The sequence below is a fragment of the Paenibacillus sp. JZ16 genome (genome assembly GCF_015326965.1).
In the GTDB taxonomy this organism is placed as follows: Bacteria; Bacillota; Bacilli; order Paenibacillales; family Paenibacillaceae; genus Paenibacillus_AQ.
In genome coordinates, this window is sequence record NZ_CP017659.1 from 3,624,322 (window position 1) to 3,643,042 (window position 18,721).

Sequence of the window (18,721 nt, forward strand, 5' to 3'; positions counted from 1 at the left end):
CAGCCTAGTCGAACTATTTTAAGAAGATTTCGTCGCTTTGAATATCCGGTATCCTTTATCCTTCGTTACTTCCTCGACCTGATGAAATAGACTCTCCAGCTTCGCTTTCGCTGAAGGCGCGCCTTGCTTCTTCTGAATCACAACCCACAGCTGCCCATCCTCACGCAGATGCTTCCACGCTTCTTCGAATATGGCATGCACCGTCTCTTTCCCGGCACGAATCGGCGGATTGGTGAGAACCACGTCGAATTGCTGACCCTGCACCGCAGCAAACAAATCGCTCTCCAAGATGGTCACATTGGATATACCATTACGTTTCGCATTCTCCTTGGCTAATTCGACAGCACGGCTATTAATGTCGATCATCGTCACATGGCCCTGCGCAGCCATTTTTGCCGCTGACAGACCGATCGGACCATATCCGCAGCCAACATCCAATACTTCAGCATGCTGGTTAAAGTTCATAGCTTCTATTAAAACCTTGCTGCCATAATCCACGCCGCTCTTAGAGAATACGCCCGCGTCACTGATAAAGTTGAAAGTCTGCCCCCGAAGCTCCGTCTTTAACTCCTTACGGTCATGAGCAATTTCCGGCTGATTCGAGTAATAATGTTGATTCGGCATCATTTCCTCCGTCTTGAATCAAAGTCTGCCCGCCTAAGATATTTCGCTCTTAAGCGCTCTTATCCCAGTATAACCTTTCTTGCGGAGAATCAGTACCATGTGATCTCCCCGCCACAATAACAAACCCCTTGAACAAATATTCAAGGGGTTTGATTCTTGCTGACGTGAATCTCAAGAAGTTAATTACTTAACTTCTACGGATGCGCCTGCTTCTTCCAATTTAGCTTTAACAGCTTCTGCTTCTTCTTTAGCTACTTTTTCTTTCAATGGTTTTGGAGCGTTGTCAACCAGTTCTTTTGCTTCTTTCAAGCCAAGACCTGTGATTTCGCGAACCACTTTGATTACGTTGATTTTGGACGCGCCTGCGCTAGTCAGGATTACGTCAAATTCGGATTGCTCAGCAGCTTCAGCTGCACCAGCGCCACCTACAACAGCTACTGGAGCTGCAGCAGTTACACCAAATTCTTCTTCGATTGCTTTTACGAGATCGTTCAGTTCCAGAACGGACATACCTTTAATTGCTTCCAAGATTTGCTCTTTGCTCATTGGGTTGAACCTCCATTTATTATTAAGATTTTATAGTTGTTGTTACACAGCTTCAGCAAGACAAAGCTTATGCGCCTTGTTCTTCCTTCTCAGCAACAGCCTTAACTGCAAGCGCGAAGTTGCGCACTGGAGCTTGAAGCACGCTGAGGAGCATGGAGAGGAGACCTTCGCGGGACGGAAGTTCTGCCAGAGCTTTGATTTCGCTCTCTCCGATTACACGGCCTTCTACTACGCCGCCTTTCAATTTCAACGCGTCGTTTTTCTTAGCAAAATCGTTAAGGATTTTTGCTGGAGCGACAGCGTCATTGGTACCAAATGCAACAGCTGTTGGACCAGTCAAGACTTCGTCCAGATCAGTCAGCTCTGCTGCCGCAGTTGCACGGCGAAGCAGCGTGTTTTTGAGTACTTGGAACTCGACGCCAGCTTCACGAAGCTGTTTACGAAGTTCAGTTACTTGCGCAACGTTCAGTCCGCGATAGTCAGCAACTACTGTCGATACGCTCTCGCGCAGCTTAGCAGCAACGACATCAACCGCTTCTTGTTTCGCTTGAATCACTTTTGCGTTTGCCAATGATTACACCTCCTGGTTGTATTAGTAGCGTAAGAGCACCAAGCTCTCCGCTCTTCCTACGGGCACTAAAAAAGCCTCCGTAGAATCACGAAGGCCTGATGAATCATCATTTGGCCGGAGTAACCGGACAAATTGTTGACGTTCTATCATAACACCTCGGTAGGAAATTAAGCCTGCTTAGGGCACCTACTGTCTACGGTAAGCATATTCAACTTTAAGGGTCAGTCTCGAAGACTCACAACTGTTACATAATATCAAACCTCATTGACCAAAGTCAATGGTAATATTATCTGTAGACGGTTGTGTTCACGCGAGCGCTTGGTCCCATTGTCGAGGAAACAGCGATGCCTTTCAGGTATACACCTTTAGCAGCAGCTGGTTTCGCACGATTCAATGCATCGATGAGAGCTTTGAGGTTCTCATTCAATTGAGCTGCATCGAAAGACACTTTACCGATCGGCGCGTGAATTTGACCTGCTTTGTCCAGACGGTACTCGATTTTACCGGCTTTGATTTCTTGAACAGCCTTAGCAACATCGAATGTAACCGTACCAGCTTTAGGGTTAGGCATCAGGCCTTTACCACCGAGCAGACGGCCAAGTTTACCGACTTCACTCATCATATCAGGTGTAGCTACGCAGACATCGAACTCGAACCAGCCTTGTTGGATTTTGTTGATCATGTCTTGATCGCCAACAAAATCAGCGCCAGCAGCTTCTGCCTCTTTCGCTTTTTCACCTTTTGCAAATACCAGAACGCGTTGTGTTTTACCTGTGCCGTGAGGCAAGACAACAACACCACGAACAGCCTGGTCTTGTTTACGTGGGTCTACACCCAAACGTACAGCCGCTTCAACAGTTTCGTCGAATTTGGCAGTTGCAGCCTTCTTCACAAGCTCTACAGCTTCCAAAGGCTCATAAGTTGCTTCGCTGTCAATCAGCTTCGCAGCTTCAACGTATTTCTTACCGTGTTTAGCCATGTTTGTTTTCCTCCTTTGTGGTGTTAGCGGAAATTCCTCCCACATAATCCGAACCTAGTTCGGTTTCAATCAAAAGATAATTAGTCTTCGATTGTGATACCCATACTACGGGCAGTACCTTCTACCATCTTCATTGCAGCTTCAACAGATGCAGCGTTCAGGTCAGGCATTTTTGTTTCAGCGATTTGACGAACAGCATCACGCTTAACAGTAGCAACTTTCTTCTTGTTAGGCTCGCCGGATCCTTTTTCGATCTTAGCAGCCACACGAAGCAGAACAGCAGCCGGTGGAGTTTTAGTGATGAACGTAAAGGAACGATCTTCAAACACCGAAATTTCAACCGGAATGATCAGACCAGCTTGATCAGCAGTACGTGCGTTGAACTCTTTACAGAATGCCATGATGTTGACACCCGCTTGACCCAATGCAGGACCTACTGGAGGAGCCGGATTCGCTTTACCTGCAGGAATTTGCAGTTTCACAATCTTGATAACTTTCTTAGCCATGGTTGACACCTCCTTGCATCAATAGTGGTAGCGGACGCTTTGACACGCCCTCCCACAAGAAACCTGAAGAATTAGATCTTCTCCACTTGAGTATAATCCAACTCCAGCGGGGTTTCCCGTCCAAACATGTTGACGTGAACTTTCAACTTGCTCTTTTCAGCCAAAATCTCTTCCACGGAGCCCACAAAATTCGCAAAAGGACCAACCTTGATACGAACGGATTCCTTGATGTCGAATTCGATCTTCGGTTTCGGCTCTTCCATGCCCATATGCTTCAGAATCTGTTCTACTTCTTCTGGAAGCAAAGGCGTCGGTTTAGAACCGGACCCTGTCGAACCAACAAAACCGGTCACTCCTGGTGTATTGCGGACAACATACCAAGAATCATCGGTCTGAATCATTTCGACCAAGACATATCCCGGGTAAACTTTACGCATGACGGTTTTTTTCTTGCCGTCTTTGTTTACGATTTCTTCTTCCATCGGAACAAGAACGCGGAATATTTTGTCCTCCATGCCCATGGACTCGACACGTTTTTCCAAATTGGCTTTGACTTTATTCTCATACCCAGAGTAGGTATGAACTACGTACCATCTTTTTTCCATATCAAGCCACCTGGGACCCTTCTAAATTATCGCTTCGATCACAGCGGAAATACCGATGTCTACAACCCAAAAATAAATCGTGACAAACACAATGGTGCCGAGAACAATTAAAGTATAGTTCGTCAGTTCTTTACGATTGGGCCAGCGAACTTTTTTAAGTTCCGCCCAGCTTTCAGAGAAAAAGGAAAACAGAGACTTGAAACCACGTTTCACGCCGACTACACCTCCAAAAGAAAACTATCTGGTTTCGCGATGAGGAGTTTGCTCGTTACAGAACTTGCAAAATTTCTTCATCTCCATGCGGTCGGGGTGATTTCGCTTGTTTTTGGTGGTTGTGTAGTTTCTTTGTTTGCAGCTTGTACAAGCCAAAGTGATAATTACCCGCATGATGTGCACCTCCCGAAGACGTCCTTCTTTATCAGAAGAATCGATATTGATCCTAGTAGAAACAACCTTGTTCTCATCGAAACCCGGTTATTTCTGCGAGATGAATAAAACCGTTGTTCCAAAAGCTGTAACAACGATCCATTCATAAAACACGCGAATTTAGGCCTACCTAAAACACTTTATCACAAGGATAGCGCCATTTCAAGCCTTTTTCTCTCTGATTGCGGGCTGCAATAAATGCCATTGCCAGCTAAACCAGGGAATGAGTCCCCGGAATATTGTAAACATCTCGCTGTAAAAAACTGTGGCGTTTCACAGTCTTTGTCCATCCTGCATAGCATTTAGTCTATATCCAGTATGTTCAATCTTCCAAGAGATGAAACACCAAATATTACACATTTTGCGTTTTGCGAAAATGGACATCTTTGAATTTCGTCCTATCATATCTGCCAGCTAAAAATAAATGGCGACAAAGTATAAAAAAGATCCTTCGCCGGCCATCCTGATTCAATAACGATCAGGCAATTAAAAAAAGGCTCTGATTGAGCCTTCTGCTTCTTATCCGACACTTGCTATTAATTATCCCTGACTTCCAGATAACGTTCAAGCTTTCGCTTTACACGCTGGAGTGCATTGTCAATCGATTTTACATGACGCCTTAAATCTACCGCAATCTCTTGATAGGATCGACCGTCCAAATAGAGCATCAGGACTTTCCGTTCCAGCTCGCTTAAGATCTCTGACATCTTGTCTTCCAGGCCGACAAATTCCTCTTGATTGATGATCAGTTCCTCCGGATCGCTTACCGCAGTACCGCAAATGACATCCAGCAGCGTACGGTCCGAATCCTCATCATAAATCGGCTTGTCCAATGAGACATACGAATTGAGCGGAATATGCTTCTGTCTCGTAGCGGTCTTAATTGCCGTAATGATCTGCCTGGTAATGCAGAGCTCGGCAAAGGCCTTGAACGAGGACAGCTTATCCCCTTTAAAATCACGAATTGCCTTGTACAGCCCGATCATGCCTTCCTGGACAATATCTTCCCGGTCAGCGCCAATCAGAAAATAGGAGCGGGCTTTAGCACGTACAAAATTCCGGTATTTATTGATCAAATACTCCAGCGCCCCGCTATCACCCTCGCGGACCGCCTCGACAATGTCTTCATCGCTTATCACATCATACCCTGACAACATGACTTCCTTGAGGTCCACACTCAATAGAATCCCTCCGGCCCGGAACGCACGGTAGCCCGTCACTCGCTTGAAATATATGACAAGTATATATGATGTCTACTAGACCGTCAACTACGTTCTACCTAAAATAGACCGATAATAACATTTAATGTAAACTTTTTCATAGATTCATATACCGTTTTCATTCTCCAAATGAGCCGACCTCTCGTCCCTATTGTGTAAAACAGTTCTATTCCCTTCGCCAGCGCTCGAACGCCTGTCTCACATCCGGCGGCAGCTTCCCGTCAAGTGTATTCCTGCTCTTGGTCTGCTCTTTCGTTATTTTTTGCTTCACTTCGCGCTCACTTTGCTCCACCTCGTTAAGCAATTCCCGGGCGGACAGCCGGAGTGCTCCCCGAGCAAAAATCACGTGCTGCTCAATTAAATCGCTGGTCGCCACATAAATTTTACGCCGACGGTGGCTAAACTCCCCGACTAGCCGTTCAATGCACTCATCGGCGGTTTCTTTCTCCTTCGTAAAAAACACCTGAACCTTGCCTTGCGTGTAGGATTTCCCCAGTCCAGGAACACGGTATGCGTCAAAAATCACCACGACTCTGAGGCCTGAGAACGCCTGGTAATCCGCTAATTTCTCCAGCAGCATGTCTCGCGCTTCATGCATGCTGCTATTGGCGAGCTTCGCAAGATATGGCCAGCCGCCGATCATATTATAACCGTCGACCAGCAGCACATCCCGCCAATCGGCCATCATTGCTAACCTTGAAGGCGGCGACGGCGAAGCACTTCGTACATAACGACACCTGCGGCTACCGAGGCATTAAGCGAGTTGATCTTTCCGGCCATCGGCAGTTTCACAAGCACATCGCATTTCTCACGGATCAGACGCCCCATCCCTTTATTCTCATTACCGATAACGATAGCAACCGGCCCGTCAAAAACTTCGGTGTCATACAATTCCTGAACGGCATCAACAACGGTCCCGACAACCCACACACCCATTTCCTTCAGCTGATCGATGGTTTGGCCCAGATTGGTCACCCTAGCTACGGGCACATACTCCACTGCGCCGGCGGATGTTTTGGATACCGTTGCCGTTACTTGGGCGGATCTGCGCTTAGGCAGTATGACACCATGAGCACCCGTGCAGTCTGCCGTCCGGAGAATCGAGCCCAGATTGTGCGGATCCTCGATCTCGTCGAGAAGCAGCAAGAAAGGCGGTTCGCCTTTTTCCTCTGCAACTTTCAGCAAATCCTCCACTTCCACATAAGCATAGGGTGCCGCTTGGGCAACCACGCCTTGATGCTGAACTCCCGGAACCATCTGATCCAGCTTGCGTTTGTCCACATGCTGAATGACAATACCCAGTTTCTTCGCTTCCGCGATGATCGGCAGGGTCAGGTGCTTTTGCGCATTTTCGGCAATCCATATTTTGTTGATCGTACGTCCTGATTTGAGCGCTTCCGTTACGGAGTGCTTACCAGCTACTACTTCCTCTTCTTGCAACATGTAGTTCTCCTCCTGCATATCAGCCGGCGTCCCCTTGCGGAAACACCGGCTGTATCGTTTCAATGTGATGCGATATTGTCTAACGGTCTATTTAACAGACCCCTCAATATACTCGATGCTCTTCCCTATGAGCTCACGGAGCCGGTCCTGCTCACCCGTATAATATAAATACCCAACCAGCGTCTCAAATGCCGTTGCATGCCGGTATTCGAGGACGTCGGCATTTTTGGGGATGCTGCCAGATTTGGCGTTGCGTCCCTGACGCACAATATCGCGCTCTTCTTCCGTCAACTCCGGATCCAGATAAGCCAATATTCGGCTCTGTGCCTTCGCCGACACAAATCCTGTTGCCGAACGGTGCAAGTGATGGGGGCGGAGATTCGCTCTCGATATCAAAAACTGCCTCACCGCCACCTCATAAATGGCATCTCCGATATAGGCAAGCACGATGGGCGGGATTAACCGGGCCGGCTTCGACGGCGGAAAATCGAACCAGCCTACTGCGGGATCATGAAACTCAGGCCCGCTCATTTACGCCGCCAGCGCATACCCTGCGCCGTATCCTCAAGCACGATGCCTTCATCCGCCAGCTTGTCGCGGATTTCATCCGCTCGGGCCCAGTTTTTATTCTTCCGGGCTTCGACACGTTCGGCAATCAGAGCTTCAATCTCCTCATCCAGCAACTCATCCGTGCCTGTATTTACGATGCGCAGCACGCCGTTCATTTCGTTGAAAGCGCGCAGCACTTCATGCAGGTCCGCCGCAGGAATCGAGGCTTCCTTCAACAGCTGATTCGCCTCGCTGGCCCATTGGAACATGGCGGTGATGGCGTCCGGCGTGTTGAAATCATCCTGCATTTTCTGGTGAAATTCGACAAGGACGGCCGATATTTTATCCGAAACTTCCTGGCTTACGTTATCGTCCTTCGAACCGATCGCGGTACTCAATCGATGCTCGATATTAGCCGCCGCATTCGCCAGACGTTCCACGCTGTTCTGCGCCTGCTCCATCACCTCATCGCTATAATTCAGCGGGTTGCGGTAATGGGTGGACAACATGAAATAGCGGATAGCTTCTTTCGTATATTGTTCACGAAGTTCCTTAACCAATACACCATTGCCTAACGATTTCGACATTTTCTCGTTATTGATGCGGATATATCCATTGTGCATCCAATAATTTGCCAGCGGTTTGCCCGTCAGTGCCTCCGACTGCGCAACTTCGCATTCATGGTGCGGGAACTGCAGGTCCTGGCCGCCGCCATGGATATCCAGCGTATCCCCGAGATAACGACGGGCCATGGCGGAGCACTCAATATGCCAGCCTGGACGGCCGTCGCCCCAAGGACTGCTCCAGTAGATCTCTCCAGGCTTCGCGGCTTTCCATAGAACAAAGTCTTCCGGATTTTCTTTCCGCTTATCCACCTCAATCCGGATCCCGAATTGCAGCTCATCGAGATTTTGCTGGGACAGCTTCCCGTAATCGTCAAACTTGCGGGTCCGGTAGAATACATCTCCCCCGTTCTCATAAGCAAAGTCGCGGTCAATGAGTTCCTGGATGAATTCGATAATGCTCTCCATATTGTCCGTTACCCGCGGATTCAATGTCGCTCTTGGTATGCCAAGGCCGTCCAGATCCTCGTAATAGGCGTTAATAAACTTATCCGCGACCTCCGGAACGGTCGTCCCGGTTTGCTCCGCTTTCCGGATCATTTTGTCATCCACATCCGTAAAGTTCACCACGTAATTCACATCATTACCCTGGTTCTCAAAGTAAGCTCGAACCACGTCGAAAAAGATCATCGGCCGAGCATTCCCGATATGGATATAATCGTACACGGTAGGACCGCACACGTAGATCTTTACCTTCCCGGGTTCCTGAGCAACAAACGTTTCTTTCATGCGGGTTAGCGTGTTATAGATTTGCAGTGCCATAGGGTATCATCTCAATCCTTTCATTCCATCGCTTATTATTCCTTCACGGCTTACGGGCTTACTCTTCTTTGGCCGAAGTCACAACGGCCTCGGATACCATGCCTTGAGGCTGGTTTCGTTTGCTCTCATGAAGCTCCGCCCGGAGCTGATCGATCTCCTTCTGCATCGAGCGGAGCATATCAACAATCGGATCGGGCAGATTCGTGTGATCCAGCCGGTCGCGCACCCGCTCCCCGTTCTGTTTCACGATTTTTCCCGGATTGCCGACAACGGTGCTGTTTTGGGGAACAGGTCTTAAAACGACTGCATTGGAACCAATGTTACAGTTATCCCCAATCGTAAAGGAACCTAGCACTTTCGCCCCCGAACCGATGACCACGTTGTTGCCGATGGTCGGGTGCCGTTTGCCTTTTTCCTTACCGGTTCCACCAAGCGTAACCCCCTGGTAGATCACCACGTCATCCCCAATCTCACAGGTCTCTCCAATGACAACCCCCATCCCATGGTCAATGAACAGCCGCTGCCCGATACGGGCTCCCGGATGAATCTCGATCCCTGTCATAAACCGGCTGAACTGGGATATCAACCGGGCCAGCGTATACCATCGCCGCTTAAATAATGCATGAGCTACCCGGTGCGCCCATAATGCGTGAAGCCCCGAGTAGGTGAATACCACTTCAAAAAGTCCCCGGGCAGCCGGGTCATTCTCGAACACTGTCCGAATATCCGATTTCATCTGTTTAAACATGAACGCTCCCTCTTTCCCCTCTTCCAATCGCGCATGCAACTTGCTATCCATCGTTATTCCTGCAACTAAAAAACGCCCCTGCAGCTTATCGCTGCAGAGGCGCTAGACCGCGGTTCCACTCTGCTTAGAACCGGCACAAGTCTCCTCCCTTCGTCAGGGACGGATTCTACCGATTCTCTTCATGTCATTAACGGCAGACGACCGGCATGATCTAACGATTATGTTCGCTTCAACCATGCAGCTCACAGGTGCATTTCCGCTGCAGGCGACGGGACAACTCTCAGCCGGCAAATTCAAGTGGTCCTTGTCTTCTGCCGATTGTCCTCTCTGGAACGTGCCTGTTCAACGCGTACTTCTCCTGATCGTAGCTTTTATACGTTTTATATTTGTTGATCTAAGTCAGTGATAATGACCGCTTCGTTTGCGGATCCTTCTTCCGATCGCTGTTGTCTTCCGAGTTTCTTTAACTATATTTTACTTAGGTTGAAATCGGAAGACAAAGGCGAACGCTTCGCTTCTCCAGAACGATTCCGCCTCCTCCGCTGGGCTTATAATCCTAAAAACCCTAGATCAAAGAATACTTCACTTATAGTTTGGTGTAATTATAACTGATGATATACGGGCTGACAAGGAACGTTTATCGAGGAAGCCGCCCGAATTTTATGCGCCTTTGATCTGAGAACGCAAACGGTCAAGCACGCGATCCCTGCCAAGCAGCCAGATTGTCTGGTTCAGGTCGCGGCCATGGGTTTGTCCCGTCAAGGCTACGCGGATCGGCATAAAGAGCTGTTTGCCCTTAAATCCGGTCTCCTTCTGAACTTCCTTGATCAGCGCCGCAATCTTCGGAGCGTTAAACTCATCCGTCTGCTCGATCTTCGCAAGGAATGCCGACAATACGACTGGCACCTGCTCGCCGCCCATTACTTCAATTCCTTCGGCATCCAGCTCCAGATGCGTACGGAAGAACACTTCCGACAGATCCACGATATCCGAAGCCGCCGTCAGCTGCTCCTGATAGAGCGCCACGAGCGCCCGTGCCCACTCCTCTTGCTCGGCCGTTAGCTCGGACGGCAAGCGGCTGGCTTTTTGCAGATGCGGAATGGCTAAATCGGCAATCCGATCCGGATCCGCATTCTTGATATACGTGTTGTTCAGGTGAGCCAGCTTGTTCGTATCGAATACCGCCGGGCTCTTGGACAGACGATGCTCGTCGAAGATCGAGATCAGCTGCTCTTGGGAGAACACTTCCTCTTCCCCTTCCGGAGACCAGCCAAGCAGCGAGATGAAGTTGAACAGCGCTTCAGGCAAATAGCCAAGCTGGTCATACTGCTCGATGAACTGGATGATCGATTCATTACGCTTGCTCAGCTTCTTATGATCCTCGCCCACGATCAGGGTCATATGTCCGAACTGAGGCGGCTCCCACCCGAAGGCTTCATAGATCATCAGCTGGCGCGGCGTATTGGAGATATGATCCTCTCCGCGGAGCACATGGCTGATCTTCATCAGATGATCGTCTAAGGCTACCGCGAAATTGTAGGTAGGAATGCCGTCTTTTTTGACGATAACGAAGTCGCCCGTCTCTTTGCTGTTAAACGAAATCGTACCCTTCACCATATCATCGAATGTGTAGATACGATCTTCCGGAACGCGGAAGCGGATGCTGGCCACACGGCCTTCAGCCTCAAACGCCTGCCGCTGCTCTTCCGTCAACTCCCGGTGCTTCCCGGAATAGCGCGGCGTTTCGCCGCGAGCCATCTGCTCTTCCCGCTCCTGCTCCAGCTCTTCTTCCGTGCAATAGCAGCGGTAAGCAAGCCCGCGATCCAGAAGGTCCTGCCAATATTGTTTATAAATATCAAGACGCTCGGTCTGGCGATAAGGCCCGTACTCGCCCCCGACATCCACGCTTTCATCCCAGTCCATGCCAAGCCACTTCAAGTATTTCAGCTGGCTTTGCTCTCCGCCTTCTACGTTGCGTTTTACATCCGTATCCTCGATACGGATAATGAATTTCCCGTTGTTCTTGCGGGCGAATAAATAATTGAATAATGCCGTTCTGGCATTGCCGATATGTAAATGTCCCGTTGGACTCGGTGCATAGCGCACGCGGACTTCTCCGGTCATTGTAAACCCCTCCGCTTCCCTATTCTTTCAAGATTCCTAGCTCAAAATATCCCCTTATTGAACACATACTTCAAGATGATAGCACACCTTTTACGAGGCAGACAACCGATTGCGCGGCGATTCCTTCGCCCCTGCCGGTAAACCCGAGCTGCTCGGTAGTGGTCGCCTTCACGTTCACCTGATCCACCTCAGCATCCAGCGCTTTGGCGATCACTTCCGCCATCTGCGGAATATAAGGCGCCATCTTTGGCTTCTGCGCAATAATCGTGGAATCGATATTACCAAGTGTATACCCGCGTTCCTTGGCCATGACCCATACCTGCTCCAAAAGCTTCAGACTGTCGGCGTCTTTAAAGGCAGGATCGTTATCGGGAAAGTGGCGCCCAATGTCGCCGAGCCCAAGCGCCCCCAGGATCGCGTCCGTTACGGCGTGCAGCAGCACGTCGGCGTCGGAGTGCCCGAGAAGCCCTTTCTCATAAGGAATCGTGACGCCTCCGATGATGCACGGCCTTCCTTCTACAAGCTGATGTACGTCAAACCCCTGTCCTACTCGAATCATTCCATGTCCTCTCCCTTACGTTTCTGTAAAAAAGCTGCATATTCCAGATCCTCCGGCGTGGTGATTTTAATATTGCTGTATTTCCCCTCCACCACGGTTACCGGATGTCCTGCCCGCTCCATCAGCATGGCATCGTCGGTGCCTGTAAACCCATCCTTCGCCGCTGCCTCATGGGCGGACAGCAGGTCGGAAAGACGAAAAGCCTGTGGGGTCTGAACGGCCCACAGACTTTGACGGTCCGGGGTGCCTGTAATCTGCCCCTTACCGTTCACCTGTTTAATCGTATCCTTCACGGGAACCCCAAGTACCGAGGCGCCCTCGCGGATTGCCGCATCGCGGCAGGCTTCAATCTCCTCTTGCGTTACAAACGGTCTTACGCCGTCATGTATCATTACCCATTCTGAAGAAATTTGCTTGATGCCTTGGTATACGGACTGCTGCCTCTCGCTTCCCCCCGGGATTACAGCGGACACCTTGTCCAAACCGTATTCCTGTATCCAGGATTCGCAGCGATGGACATCCTCCATCCCCGTCACAAGCACAATTTCCTGCAGCCATGGTATCCGGCTGAATGCTTCAAGCGTATGAACGATAATGGGCTTTCCGTTCAGAGCCAGGTACTGCTTGCTCTCCCGGGTGCCCATCCTCGTTCCTTTTCCCGCCGCTACAATGACAGCGCCAAAGTTACTCATCAAGCACCAAACTCCTGTCTAACCCAACACGCCCTAAACGGACGAATAGCGGATATGTATATCCCCATCATACCCCTTTACTGGGCTTTTTCCAACAGTTTTGGTTTTGCGAAGATCATTCGGCCCGCCGAGGTTTGCAGTACGCTGGTAACGAGCACTTCCATCATCGTGCCGATGTACTCGCGCCCGCCCTCCACGACAATCATCGTGCCGTCATCCAGATACGCGACGCCTTGACCATGCTCCTTGCCGTCCTTGATAATCTGTACCAGTATTTCTTCCCCTGGCAGGACCACCGGTTTGACCGCGTTAGCGAGATCATTAATGTTCAGGACCGACACACCCTGCAGCTCGCAAACCTTATTCAAGTTAAAATCATTGGTGACCACTTTGCCCTGAAGCACTTTGGCCAGCTTCACCAGCTTGCTGTCGACCTCGGATATTTCCTCAAAGTCGCCTTCATAAATGAGTACCTTGACGTCCAGCTCTTTCTGGATTTTGTTCAAAATATCAAGGCCGCGCCGGCCGCGATTTCGCTTAAGAAGGTCTGAGGAATCCGCAATATGCTGAAGTTCCTCCAGAACAAACTCAGGAATGACAATCGTTCCTTCGATAAATCCGGTCTTGCAAATATCCGCAATTCTCCCGTCAATAATGACGCTCGTATCCAAAATCTTATGTTCCTCTATTCGCCGGCCCTCAGGCTCAGCGGCTTGGCTCCACTTGCCTGACATCCACAAGGACGCCAATTCATCCTTCTTCTCCAGTCCAATGCGAAACCCGACGTAACCGCCGAGCAGCGTAATGCCAACCTGCAGCAGCTGCCCTGCTTGTCCAAGCAAGGACAACCCCGGTGACAGCAATAGCGACAGCAGCAGGCCGCTCAACAGTCCCGCTGTACCCGCAGCCAGCTCATTCATCGGAATCCGGGAGAACGAAGTGATCAGGCTGTGCAGCCATCTCGTGACCCGATCCGCTGACAGCACGCCGATCATGCCAAACAATAATCCTCCAAGCACCGCGAAGGCTCCGCTTCCCGCTGCAAATAAACCTTGTCCAAAAATAGGCGAGAGCCCTGAGAAAGACCGTTCCATTGTATGATATAACGTATACCCGCCCCATGCTCCGCATAATACTGTAAATGCTAAAATAGCTTTTTTTAACATGAGCTTCCGCACACCTCCTTTTTATACCTGAATATCTTTGCTTCTATTTTCCAGTATGGTCCAATTTATAAAGTCGTAATCGTGCCGGCCCATCTTTTTTTAAGATTATCGAATGTAACGTTTTTCGCTGGAACCCAATAAATTGGATCATCGCAGGATAAACATCCCCAAAAACGCGGTGTCTCTTCTGTTGAAGCGCATCGATTGACGTTTTTTTTATAATATTTCCATATCCCCATATTCTACCGGTTTCGCCTACCCCCATCAGGCTTTGACGTGTACTGACATCAACCTCACAAATGGAATTGACCGCCTGCAGACACCTGAAATTGGTTGAAATCGCCTGAACTAGTGGAATATAATGAACTCAATTCATAATATCGAGGTGGATGTATAAATGAGCGCTCCTAGTTTACAGGCTTTTCAGGACCAAGTTTCCGAATTGTTGCTCCGTCACCGCAGTCTCTTGGATGTTCTGTCTAAAAATGGTCAAAGCAATGCTTCAGTCAACCGGGCCGTAACCAAGGCCATCACAGAATGCGGATGCATCGAGCTCCACGCTACGAAGCAAACCTTCGATATCGGCGCTGATCTCGAATCAGCCCGGGAATTAGCCGGCACGCACGTCGAAGGCCATCTGTGCGAGAATTGCCGTGAAGCGGTTAGCACCGAGCTTGGCCGCAACCTATTTTATATGTCTGCCCTTGCGAATCTTCTGGACATTCAACTGGATGAGGTTGTTGTCAAGGAGTCGCAGAAATGCTCCACATTGGGTATTTTTAACCTGTCGTAAGACCGTCAACATGATGACGGTTCGTAACGGCAAGGCACTCCATGCATACAAAAAAAGCATTTATCTCGCTGCGCTAGCAGGGAAATAAATGCTTTTTATTTGGAGCTATGTCCGAATCCGGCTTATCGGTCAGAGGATTGATAGGCCTCATCTGAATTGGGATCATCCTTTTTGCGACGTTTTTTGCGGTTCAGCCTGCGGAAATTCTGCTGCAAGCCATAACCTGCGTACAGGACCAATGGCAAGAATATCAGCTTGGAGGTCTGCTCTGGTAAGAACACGGCAACCATAACTGCGCCAATGATGACGAGGGGCGTAAATTTAATCGCTGTTTTCGGAATGCCAATCTTCTTGAAGTTCGGGTACTTGACTGCGCTAACCATGAGATAAGAAAGCAGAAGTACGGCAATAATCATATAAGTTGCTGTAATCTCTTCATGGAATAACGCCAAGGTTGCCAGCACGCCTCCCGCAGCGGGGATCGGCAGGCCGATAAAATATCCCGGTATGCCCGGACGAACATTAAATCTTGCAAGACGCAGTGCGCCGCACATCGGAAATATGGCGGTCACTGTCCAAGCCAGTGCTGTATTAATATCCGTAAACGCTACGGTATACATAATGAGTGCCGGTGCTACGCCAAATGAAATTACATCGGATAATGAGTCAAGTTCCTTACCGAGCTCGCTTTGGGCATTTAACGCCCGAGCTACCCGACCGTCCAGTCCGTCAAGGAGCATGGCAATGATAATCATAATAGCCGCCATACTCGTTCGACCTTCCGTCGCCAAGATGATACCAATCATTCCGAGAAACAGATTACCTAAAGTAAACATGTTCGGAATTGATTTCGTCATTTTTTATTCACCTCATTAATGTTACGTACGAACATCGATTGTAGGTCTTTTAGATTTGTCTGTCAATGAATACTTGTTCTTGCAATCGTTTCAGACCTTCTTTAATGGTGCGTGCGCGAACTTCGCCAATCCCGTCCACTTCATCAAGTTCATGGATGGAAGCGGTCATAATGCTGGATAAATCATGGAACTGATCTACCAGATTACGAACGATCACATTCGGCAGGCGCGGGATTTTGTTCAAAATTCGGTAACCACGCGGCAGTATTTCTTCCTCCGATGCAGCGGCGGAAGCCGGATAACCAAGAAGTCTTACAATATGATGAATGTCCAGCAGCTCCTCATCCGTTGAACGCTTCAGCGCGAGAATGATCTCGCGGATCTTCTCCTCGCTGTACTCCCGGGCATAGTCCGCATACAGCAGCCAAGCCTCTTCCTCCATATTGCTCACAAGCTCATCCATCTGCATGCTGATCAAGCGGCCTTCGTTACCGAGCTCGTTGATATAACGCTTGATCTCCTTCTTGATGCGGAGCACCATCTCGACGCGCTGTATCACATTCACGACTTCCGGAATGGTAACCAGTTCTTCAAATTCAGACGCCGAGAGGTTGGTGAGTGATTGATTAAGCACCACGCGGTATCGCTCCAAGGTCTGTATAGCCTGATTGGCCTTGGTTAGGATAACGCCGATTTCCTTCAATGCATACCGCAGCGATCCTTGATACAGCGTAATGATGTTTCGGCGCTGCGAGATGGACACAACCAGCTTACCTGTCTGTTTCGCTACCCGCTCCGCTGTTCTGTGCCGTATCCCTGTCTCGATGGAAGAGATCGAGGAATCCGGAATCAGCTGGGTATTCGCATATAAGATTCGTTTCAAGTCTTCACTAAGGATGATGGCGCCGTCCATCTTGGCTAGCTCGTATAAATAGTTTGGCGAAAAATCGCAGTTAATGGAGAAGCCGCCGTCGACAACTTCCATTACCTCCGGGCTGTAGCCTACAACGATCAGGGCGCCCGTCTTCGCCCGCAGCACGTTCTCCAGTCCGTCGCGAAACGGCGTTCCCGGTGCTACCAGCTTTAGCAAATCATTCATTTTGTCCAGTTGGCTCGTTTCTTTCACCTTCGTATGCCCCCTAATCTAACGCAACCGCTAATGCATCTGCAACGGTGTTTACTCCTATAATTTGTATTCCTTTCGGATGCTTCCATCCCTTCAAACTCTTCTCCGGCATGAGTACGCGCTTAAAACCCAGCTTCTCGGCTTCTCTTACCCTCTGCTCCGCTCTTGAAACGGCCCGAACCTCACCGGTCAAACCCACCTCGCCAAAAATAACGTCATACGGCTTGGTCGGAATATCGCGGAAGCTGGACGCTATGCTGACCGCTATGGCCAGATCCACCGCAGGTTCATCGAGCTTCACGCCGCCCGCTACGTTCAGATAGGCGTCTTGGGTTTGCAGGTACATGCCCATCCGTTTCTCCAGCACGGCAATGATTAGATTCATGCGGTGGTGGTCCACCCCTGTGCCCATTCGGCGCGGTGACGGGAAGTGGGTTGTGGAGATGAGCGCCTGCAGTTCGACCAGAACCGGGCGAGTTCCCTCCATGCTTGCAACAACGGTTGAACCCGCTACACCTAAAGGCCGTTCAGATAAAAACAGTTCGGATGGATTCCCGACCTCCCGAAGTCCATCCTCACCCATCTCAAAAATGCCAATCTCATTCGTCGAACCGAAACGGTTCTTTACCGCACGAAGCAAACGGTAAGTATGGTGACGCTCTCCTTCAAAATAAAGCACACAGTCCACCATGTGCTCCAGCATCCTTGGGCCTGCAATAGCGCCTTCCTTGGTCACATGACCGACCAGGACGGTCGCTATGCCCTTCACCTTCGCCAATCGCATGAAGCGTGCCGTACACTCCCGTACCTGGGAAACGCTGCCCGGCGCACTGGTTACCTCCGGCAAATACACCGTCTGAATGGAGTCAATGACAACAAAGCCAGGCTTTACGTTCTCAATGGCTTCCTCAATCGACTCGAGATTGGTTTCACATAGGACAAACAGCTCCGGGGACAGCGCCCCGAGCCGATCTGCACGCAGCTTGGTCTGGCGTACGGATTCCTCACCCGAAATGTACAGAACGCGTATACCGTTCTGAGCCAATCGATTGGAGGCTTGCAGCAGCAGCGTGGATTTGCCGATGCCGGGATCACCGCCGACTAACACAAGTGAACCTGGGACAAGCCCGCCGCCGAGCACACGGTTCAATTCCGCAATGCCCGTCTGGATTCTGGGTTCTTTACCGCTTTCTATATTTATGATCGAAAGGGGTTTTTCTTTACTATGAAAAAGAGGGGAATTCATCCCCTGCGTCTTGATTACCGTCTCGGTCTCCTCTACCATGGAATTCCATGATTGGCAGCCCGGACATTTTCCGAACCATTTGGGCGCTTCATAGCCGCACTCGGTACAGAAAAATTTCGTTTTAGTTTTTGCCATGTGAGTCTCCTTTATGTCGCACATCATTTGTCGGATTCCGTAAAACCCTGCAAAATCAGGCATTAATCAAAGTTTACCATTTCTTATAATTCAACGTAAAGGTTAATTGGAAACTTTACGCGGGATGAGAAGGATTTGTTTCAAATTTGAAGGGGCGAGTGGGATACAAGGCTTTAATTGCTGGAGAATATAAACTAAAAACCGTGTCCGCTTCGCTGCCGGATCGTTCTTACGATCGCTGTTAAACCCAGGAAACTGGAATTGATATCAAAAGTGGTTTCCCGGTTTTAAAGGCGACCGCTATCGCTTCTTCAGAACGATTCCGTCCTCTCCGCTCGGTTGAACTGTAGGAATTTCAAACTAATCACAAGCAGCTCATACCGAGTACCCTTCAAAAGATATCCCCATCATGCAGTACCGG

Annotated in this window: 23 protein-coding genes and 1 other annotated feature; of the genes, 2 read left to right on the top strand and 21 right to left on the bottom strand. The window is 49.6% G+C overall.

The features are described from left to right. Positions 1 to 18: 18 nt before the first annotated feature. From BJP58_RS16685 to cysE, 14 genes are all read right to left on the bottom strand, one after another. The gene (locus tag BJP58_RS16685; RefSeq protein WP_194544958.1) at positions 19 to 624 is read right to left on the bottom strand and encodes a class I SAM-dependent methyltransferase; all 606 of its coding nucleotides are present in this window, start codon (positions 622 to 624) and stop codon (positions 19 to 21) included. A 183-nt stretch (positions 625 to 807) separates the two neighbouring features. Then, positions 808 to 1,170, bottom strand: coding sequence for a 50S ribosomal protein L7/L12 (gene rplL / locus BJP58_RS16690; protein WP_076326231.1), 363 nt, complete (start codon positions 1,168 to 1,170; stop codon positions 808 to 810). Between the two features lie 67 nt (positions 1,171 to 1,237). After that, positions 1,238 to 1,741, bottom strand: a complete 504-nt coding sequence (rplJ, locus tag BJP58_RS16695; protein WP_009591975.1) for a 50S ribosomal protein L10 — start codon at positions 1,739 to 1,741, stop codon at positions 1,238 to 1,240. A 58-nt stretch (positions 1,742 to 1,799) separates the two neighbouring features. Continuing rightward, positions 1,800 to 1,958 (bottom strand) — a sequence feature (ribosomal protein L10 leader region). A gap of 69 nt (positions 1,959 to 2,027) precedes the next feature. Then, positions 2,028 to 2,720, bottom strand: coding sequence for a 50S ribosomal protein L1 (gene rplA, locus BJP58_RS16700; protein ID WP_009591966.1), 693 nt, complete (start codon positions 2,718 to 2,720; stop codon positions 2,028 to 2,030). A gap of 80 nt (positions 2,721 to 2,800) precedes the next feature. Continuing rightward, complete coding sequence (gene rplK, locus BJP58_RS16705; protein ID WP_076326233.1) at positions 2,801 to 3,226, bottom strand: 50S ribosomal protein L11; 426 nt, start codon at positions 3,224 to 3,226, stop codon at positions 2,801 to 2,803. A 71-nt stretch (positions 3,227 to 3,297) separates the two neighbouring features. Further along, positions 3,298 to 3,831, bottom strand: a complete 534-nt coding sequence (nusG, locus tag BJP58_RS16710; RefSeq protein WP_006212939.1) for a transcription termination/antitermination protein NusG — start codon at positions 3,829 to 3,831, stop codon at positions 3,298 to 3,300. Positions 3,832 to 3,852: 21 nt separating this feature from the next. After that, positions 3,853 to 4,044 carry a preprotein translocase subunit SecE gene (secE, locus tag BJP58_RS16715; RefSeq protein WP_006212940.1) on the bottom strand — a complete coding sequence of 64 codons (192 nt, stop codon included), beginning with the start codon at positions 4,042 to 4,044 and terminating at the stop codon, positions 3,853 to 3,855. Between the two features lie 24 nt (positions 4,045 to 4,068). Then, the gene (rpmG, locus tag BJP58_RS16720; protein ID WP_006212941.1) at positions 4,069 to 4,218 is read right to left on the bottom strand and encodes a 50S ribosomal protein L33; all 150 of its coding nucleotides are present in this window, start codon (positions 4,216 to 4,218) and stop codon (positions 4,069 to 4,071) included. A 575-nt stretch (positions 4,219 to 4,793) separates the two neighbouring features. Next, positions 4,794 to 5,438, bottom strand: a complete 645-nt coding sequence (gene sigH, locus BJP58_RS16725; RefSeq protein ID WP_194544959.1) for an RNA polymerase sporulation sigma factor SigH — start codon at positions 5,436 to 5,438, stop codon at positions 4,794 to 4,796. Between the two features lie 205 nt (positions 5,439 to 5,643). Next, positions 5,644 to 6,162: an NYN domain-containing protein gene (locus BJP58_RS16730; RefSeq protein WP_071221026.1), complete on the bottom strand. Its 519-nt coding sequence runs from the start codon at positions 6,160 to 6,162 to the stop codon at positions 5,644 to 5,646. A gap of 5 nt (positions 6,163 to 6,167) precedes the next feature. Next, positions 6,168 to 6,920, bottom strand: a complete 753-nt coding sequence (gene rlmB / locus BJP58_RS16735; RefSeq protein WP_113061177.1) for a 23S rRNA (guanosine(2251)-2'-O)-methyltransferase RlmB — start codon at positions 6,918 to 6,920, stop codon at positions 6,168 to 6,170. A gap of 87 nt (positions 6,921 to 7,007) precedes the next feature. Further along, entirely contained in the window at positions 7,008 to 7,451 is a 444-nt protein-coding gene (locus BJP58_RS16740; RefSeq protein ID WP_194544706.1) for a Mini-ribonuclease 3, read from the bottom strand. Continuing rightward, on the bottom strand, positions 7,448 to 8,854 hold the full coding sequence (gene cysS / locus BJP58_RS16745) for a cysteine--tRNA ligase (RefSeq protein ID WP_194544707.1): 1,407 nt from the start codon (positions 8,852 to 8,854) through the stop codon (positions 7,448 to 7,450). The genes BJP58_RS16740 and cysS overlap by 4 nt, the downstream gene beginning before the upstream one ends. 58 nt (positions 8,855 to 8,912) lie before the next feature. Further along, complete coding sequence (cysE, locus tag BJP58_RS16750; protein WP_194544960.1) at positions 8,913 to 9,602, bottom strand: serine O-acetyltransferase; 690 nt, start codon at positions 9,600 to 9,602, stop codon at positions 8,913 to 8,915. A gap of 181 nt (positions 9,603 to 9,783) precedes the next feature. Between cysE and BJP58_RS16755 the strand changes: the two genes are divergently transcribed. Next, positions 9,784 to 10,008 (top strand): hypothetical protein, encoded by a 225-nt coding sequence (locus BJP58_RS16755; RefSeq protein WP_194544708.1) that lies wholly within the window; start codon positions 9,784 to 9,786, stop codon positions 10,006 to 10,008. 254 nt (positions 10,009 to 10,262) lie between these two features. On the opposite strand, the gene gltX is transcribed toward BJP58_RS16755, so the two are convergent. The 4 genes from gltX to BJP58_RS16775 form a co-directional block, all read right to left on the bottom strand. Further along, on the bottom strand, positions 10,263 to 11,726 hold the full coding sequence (gene gltX / locus BJP58_RS16760) for a glutamate--tRNA ligase (protein WP_071221031.1): 1,464 nt from the start codon (positions 11,724 to 11,726) through the stop codon (positions 10,263 to 10,265). A gap of 70 nt (positions 11,727 to 11,796) precedes the next feature. Beyond that, positions 11,797 to 12,285, bottom strand: a complete 489-nt coding sequence (ispF, locus tag BJP58_RS16765) for a 2-C-methyl-D-erythritol 2,4-cyclodiphosphate synthase (RefSeq protein WP_071221032.1) — start codon at positions 12,283 to 12,285, stop codon at positions 11,797 to 11,799. Continuing rightward, on the bottom strand, positions 12,282 to 12,977 hold the full coding sequence (ispD, locus tag BJP58_RS16770; protein ID WP_233355097.1) for a 2-C-methyl-D-erythritol 4-phosphate cytidylyltransferase: 696 nt from the start codon (positions 12,975 to 12,977) through the stop codon (positions 12,282 to 12,284). The genes ispF and ispD overlap by 4 nt, the downstream gene beginning before the upstream one ends. Before the next feature lie 77 nt (positions 12,978 to 13,054). Next, positions 13,055 to 14,143 carry a PIN/TRAM domain-containing protein gene (locus BJP58_RS16775; protein ID WP_194544710.1) on the bottom strand — a complete coding sequence of 363 codons (1,089 nt, stop codon included), beginning with the start codon at positions 14,141 to 14,143 and terminating at the stop codon, positions 13,055 to 13,057. 397 nt (positions 14,144 to 14,540) lie between these two features. Here BJP58_RS16775 and BJP58_RS16780 point away from each other — a divergent pair, with 397 nt between their 5' ends. Then, positions 14,541 to 14,936, top strand: a complete 396-nt coding sequence (locus tag BJP58_RS16780; RefSeq protein WP_071221035.1) for a nucleoside triphosphate pyrophosphohydrolase family protein — start codon at positions 14,541 to 14,543, stop codon at positions 14,934 to 14,936. A 122-nt stretch (positions 14,937 to 15,058) separates the two neighbouring features. Here the strand turns inward: BJP58_RS16780 and pssA are convergent, their stop codons facing one another. From pssA to radA, 3 genes are read right to left on the bottom strand one after another with little or no spacing between them, the layout of a single operon-like run. Further along, positions 15,059 to 15,793 carry a CDP-diacylglycerol--serine O-phosphatidyltransferase gene (pssA, locus tag BJP58_RS16785; RefSeq protein ID WP_071221036.1) on the bottom strand — a complete coding sequence of 245 codons (735 nt, stop codon included), beginning with the start codon at positions 15,791 to 15,793 and terminating at the stop codon, positions 15,059 to 15,061. Positions 15,794 to 15,842: 49 nt separating this feature from the next. Continuing rightward, the gene (disA, locus tag BJP58_RS16790) at positions 15,843 to 16,919 is read right to left on the bottom strand and encodes a DNA integrity scanning diadenylate cyclase DisA (protein ID WP_071221037.1); all 1,077 of its coding nucleotides are present in this window, start codon (positions 16,917 to 16,919) and stop codon (positions 15,843 to 15,845) included. A gap of 13 nt (positions 16,920 to 16,932) precedes the next feature. Beyond that, positions 16,933 to 18,300, bottom strand: a complete 1,368-nt coding sequence (radA, locus tag BJP58_RS16795) for a DNA repair protein RadA (protein WP_098749113.1) — start codon at positions 18,298 to 18,300, stop codon at positions 16,933 to 16,935. Positions 18,301 to 18,721 lie beyond the last annotated feature (421 nt).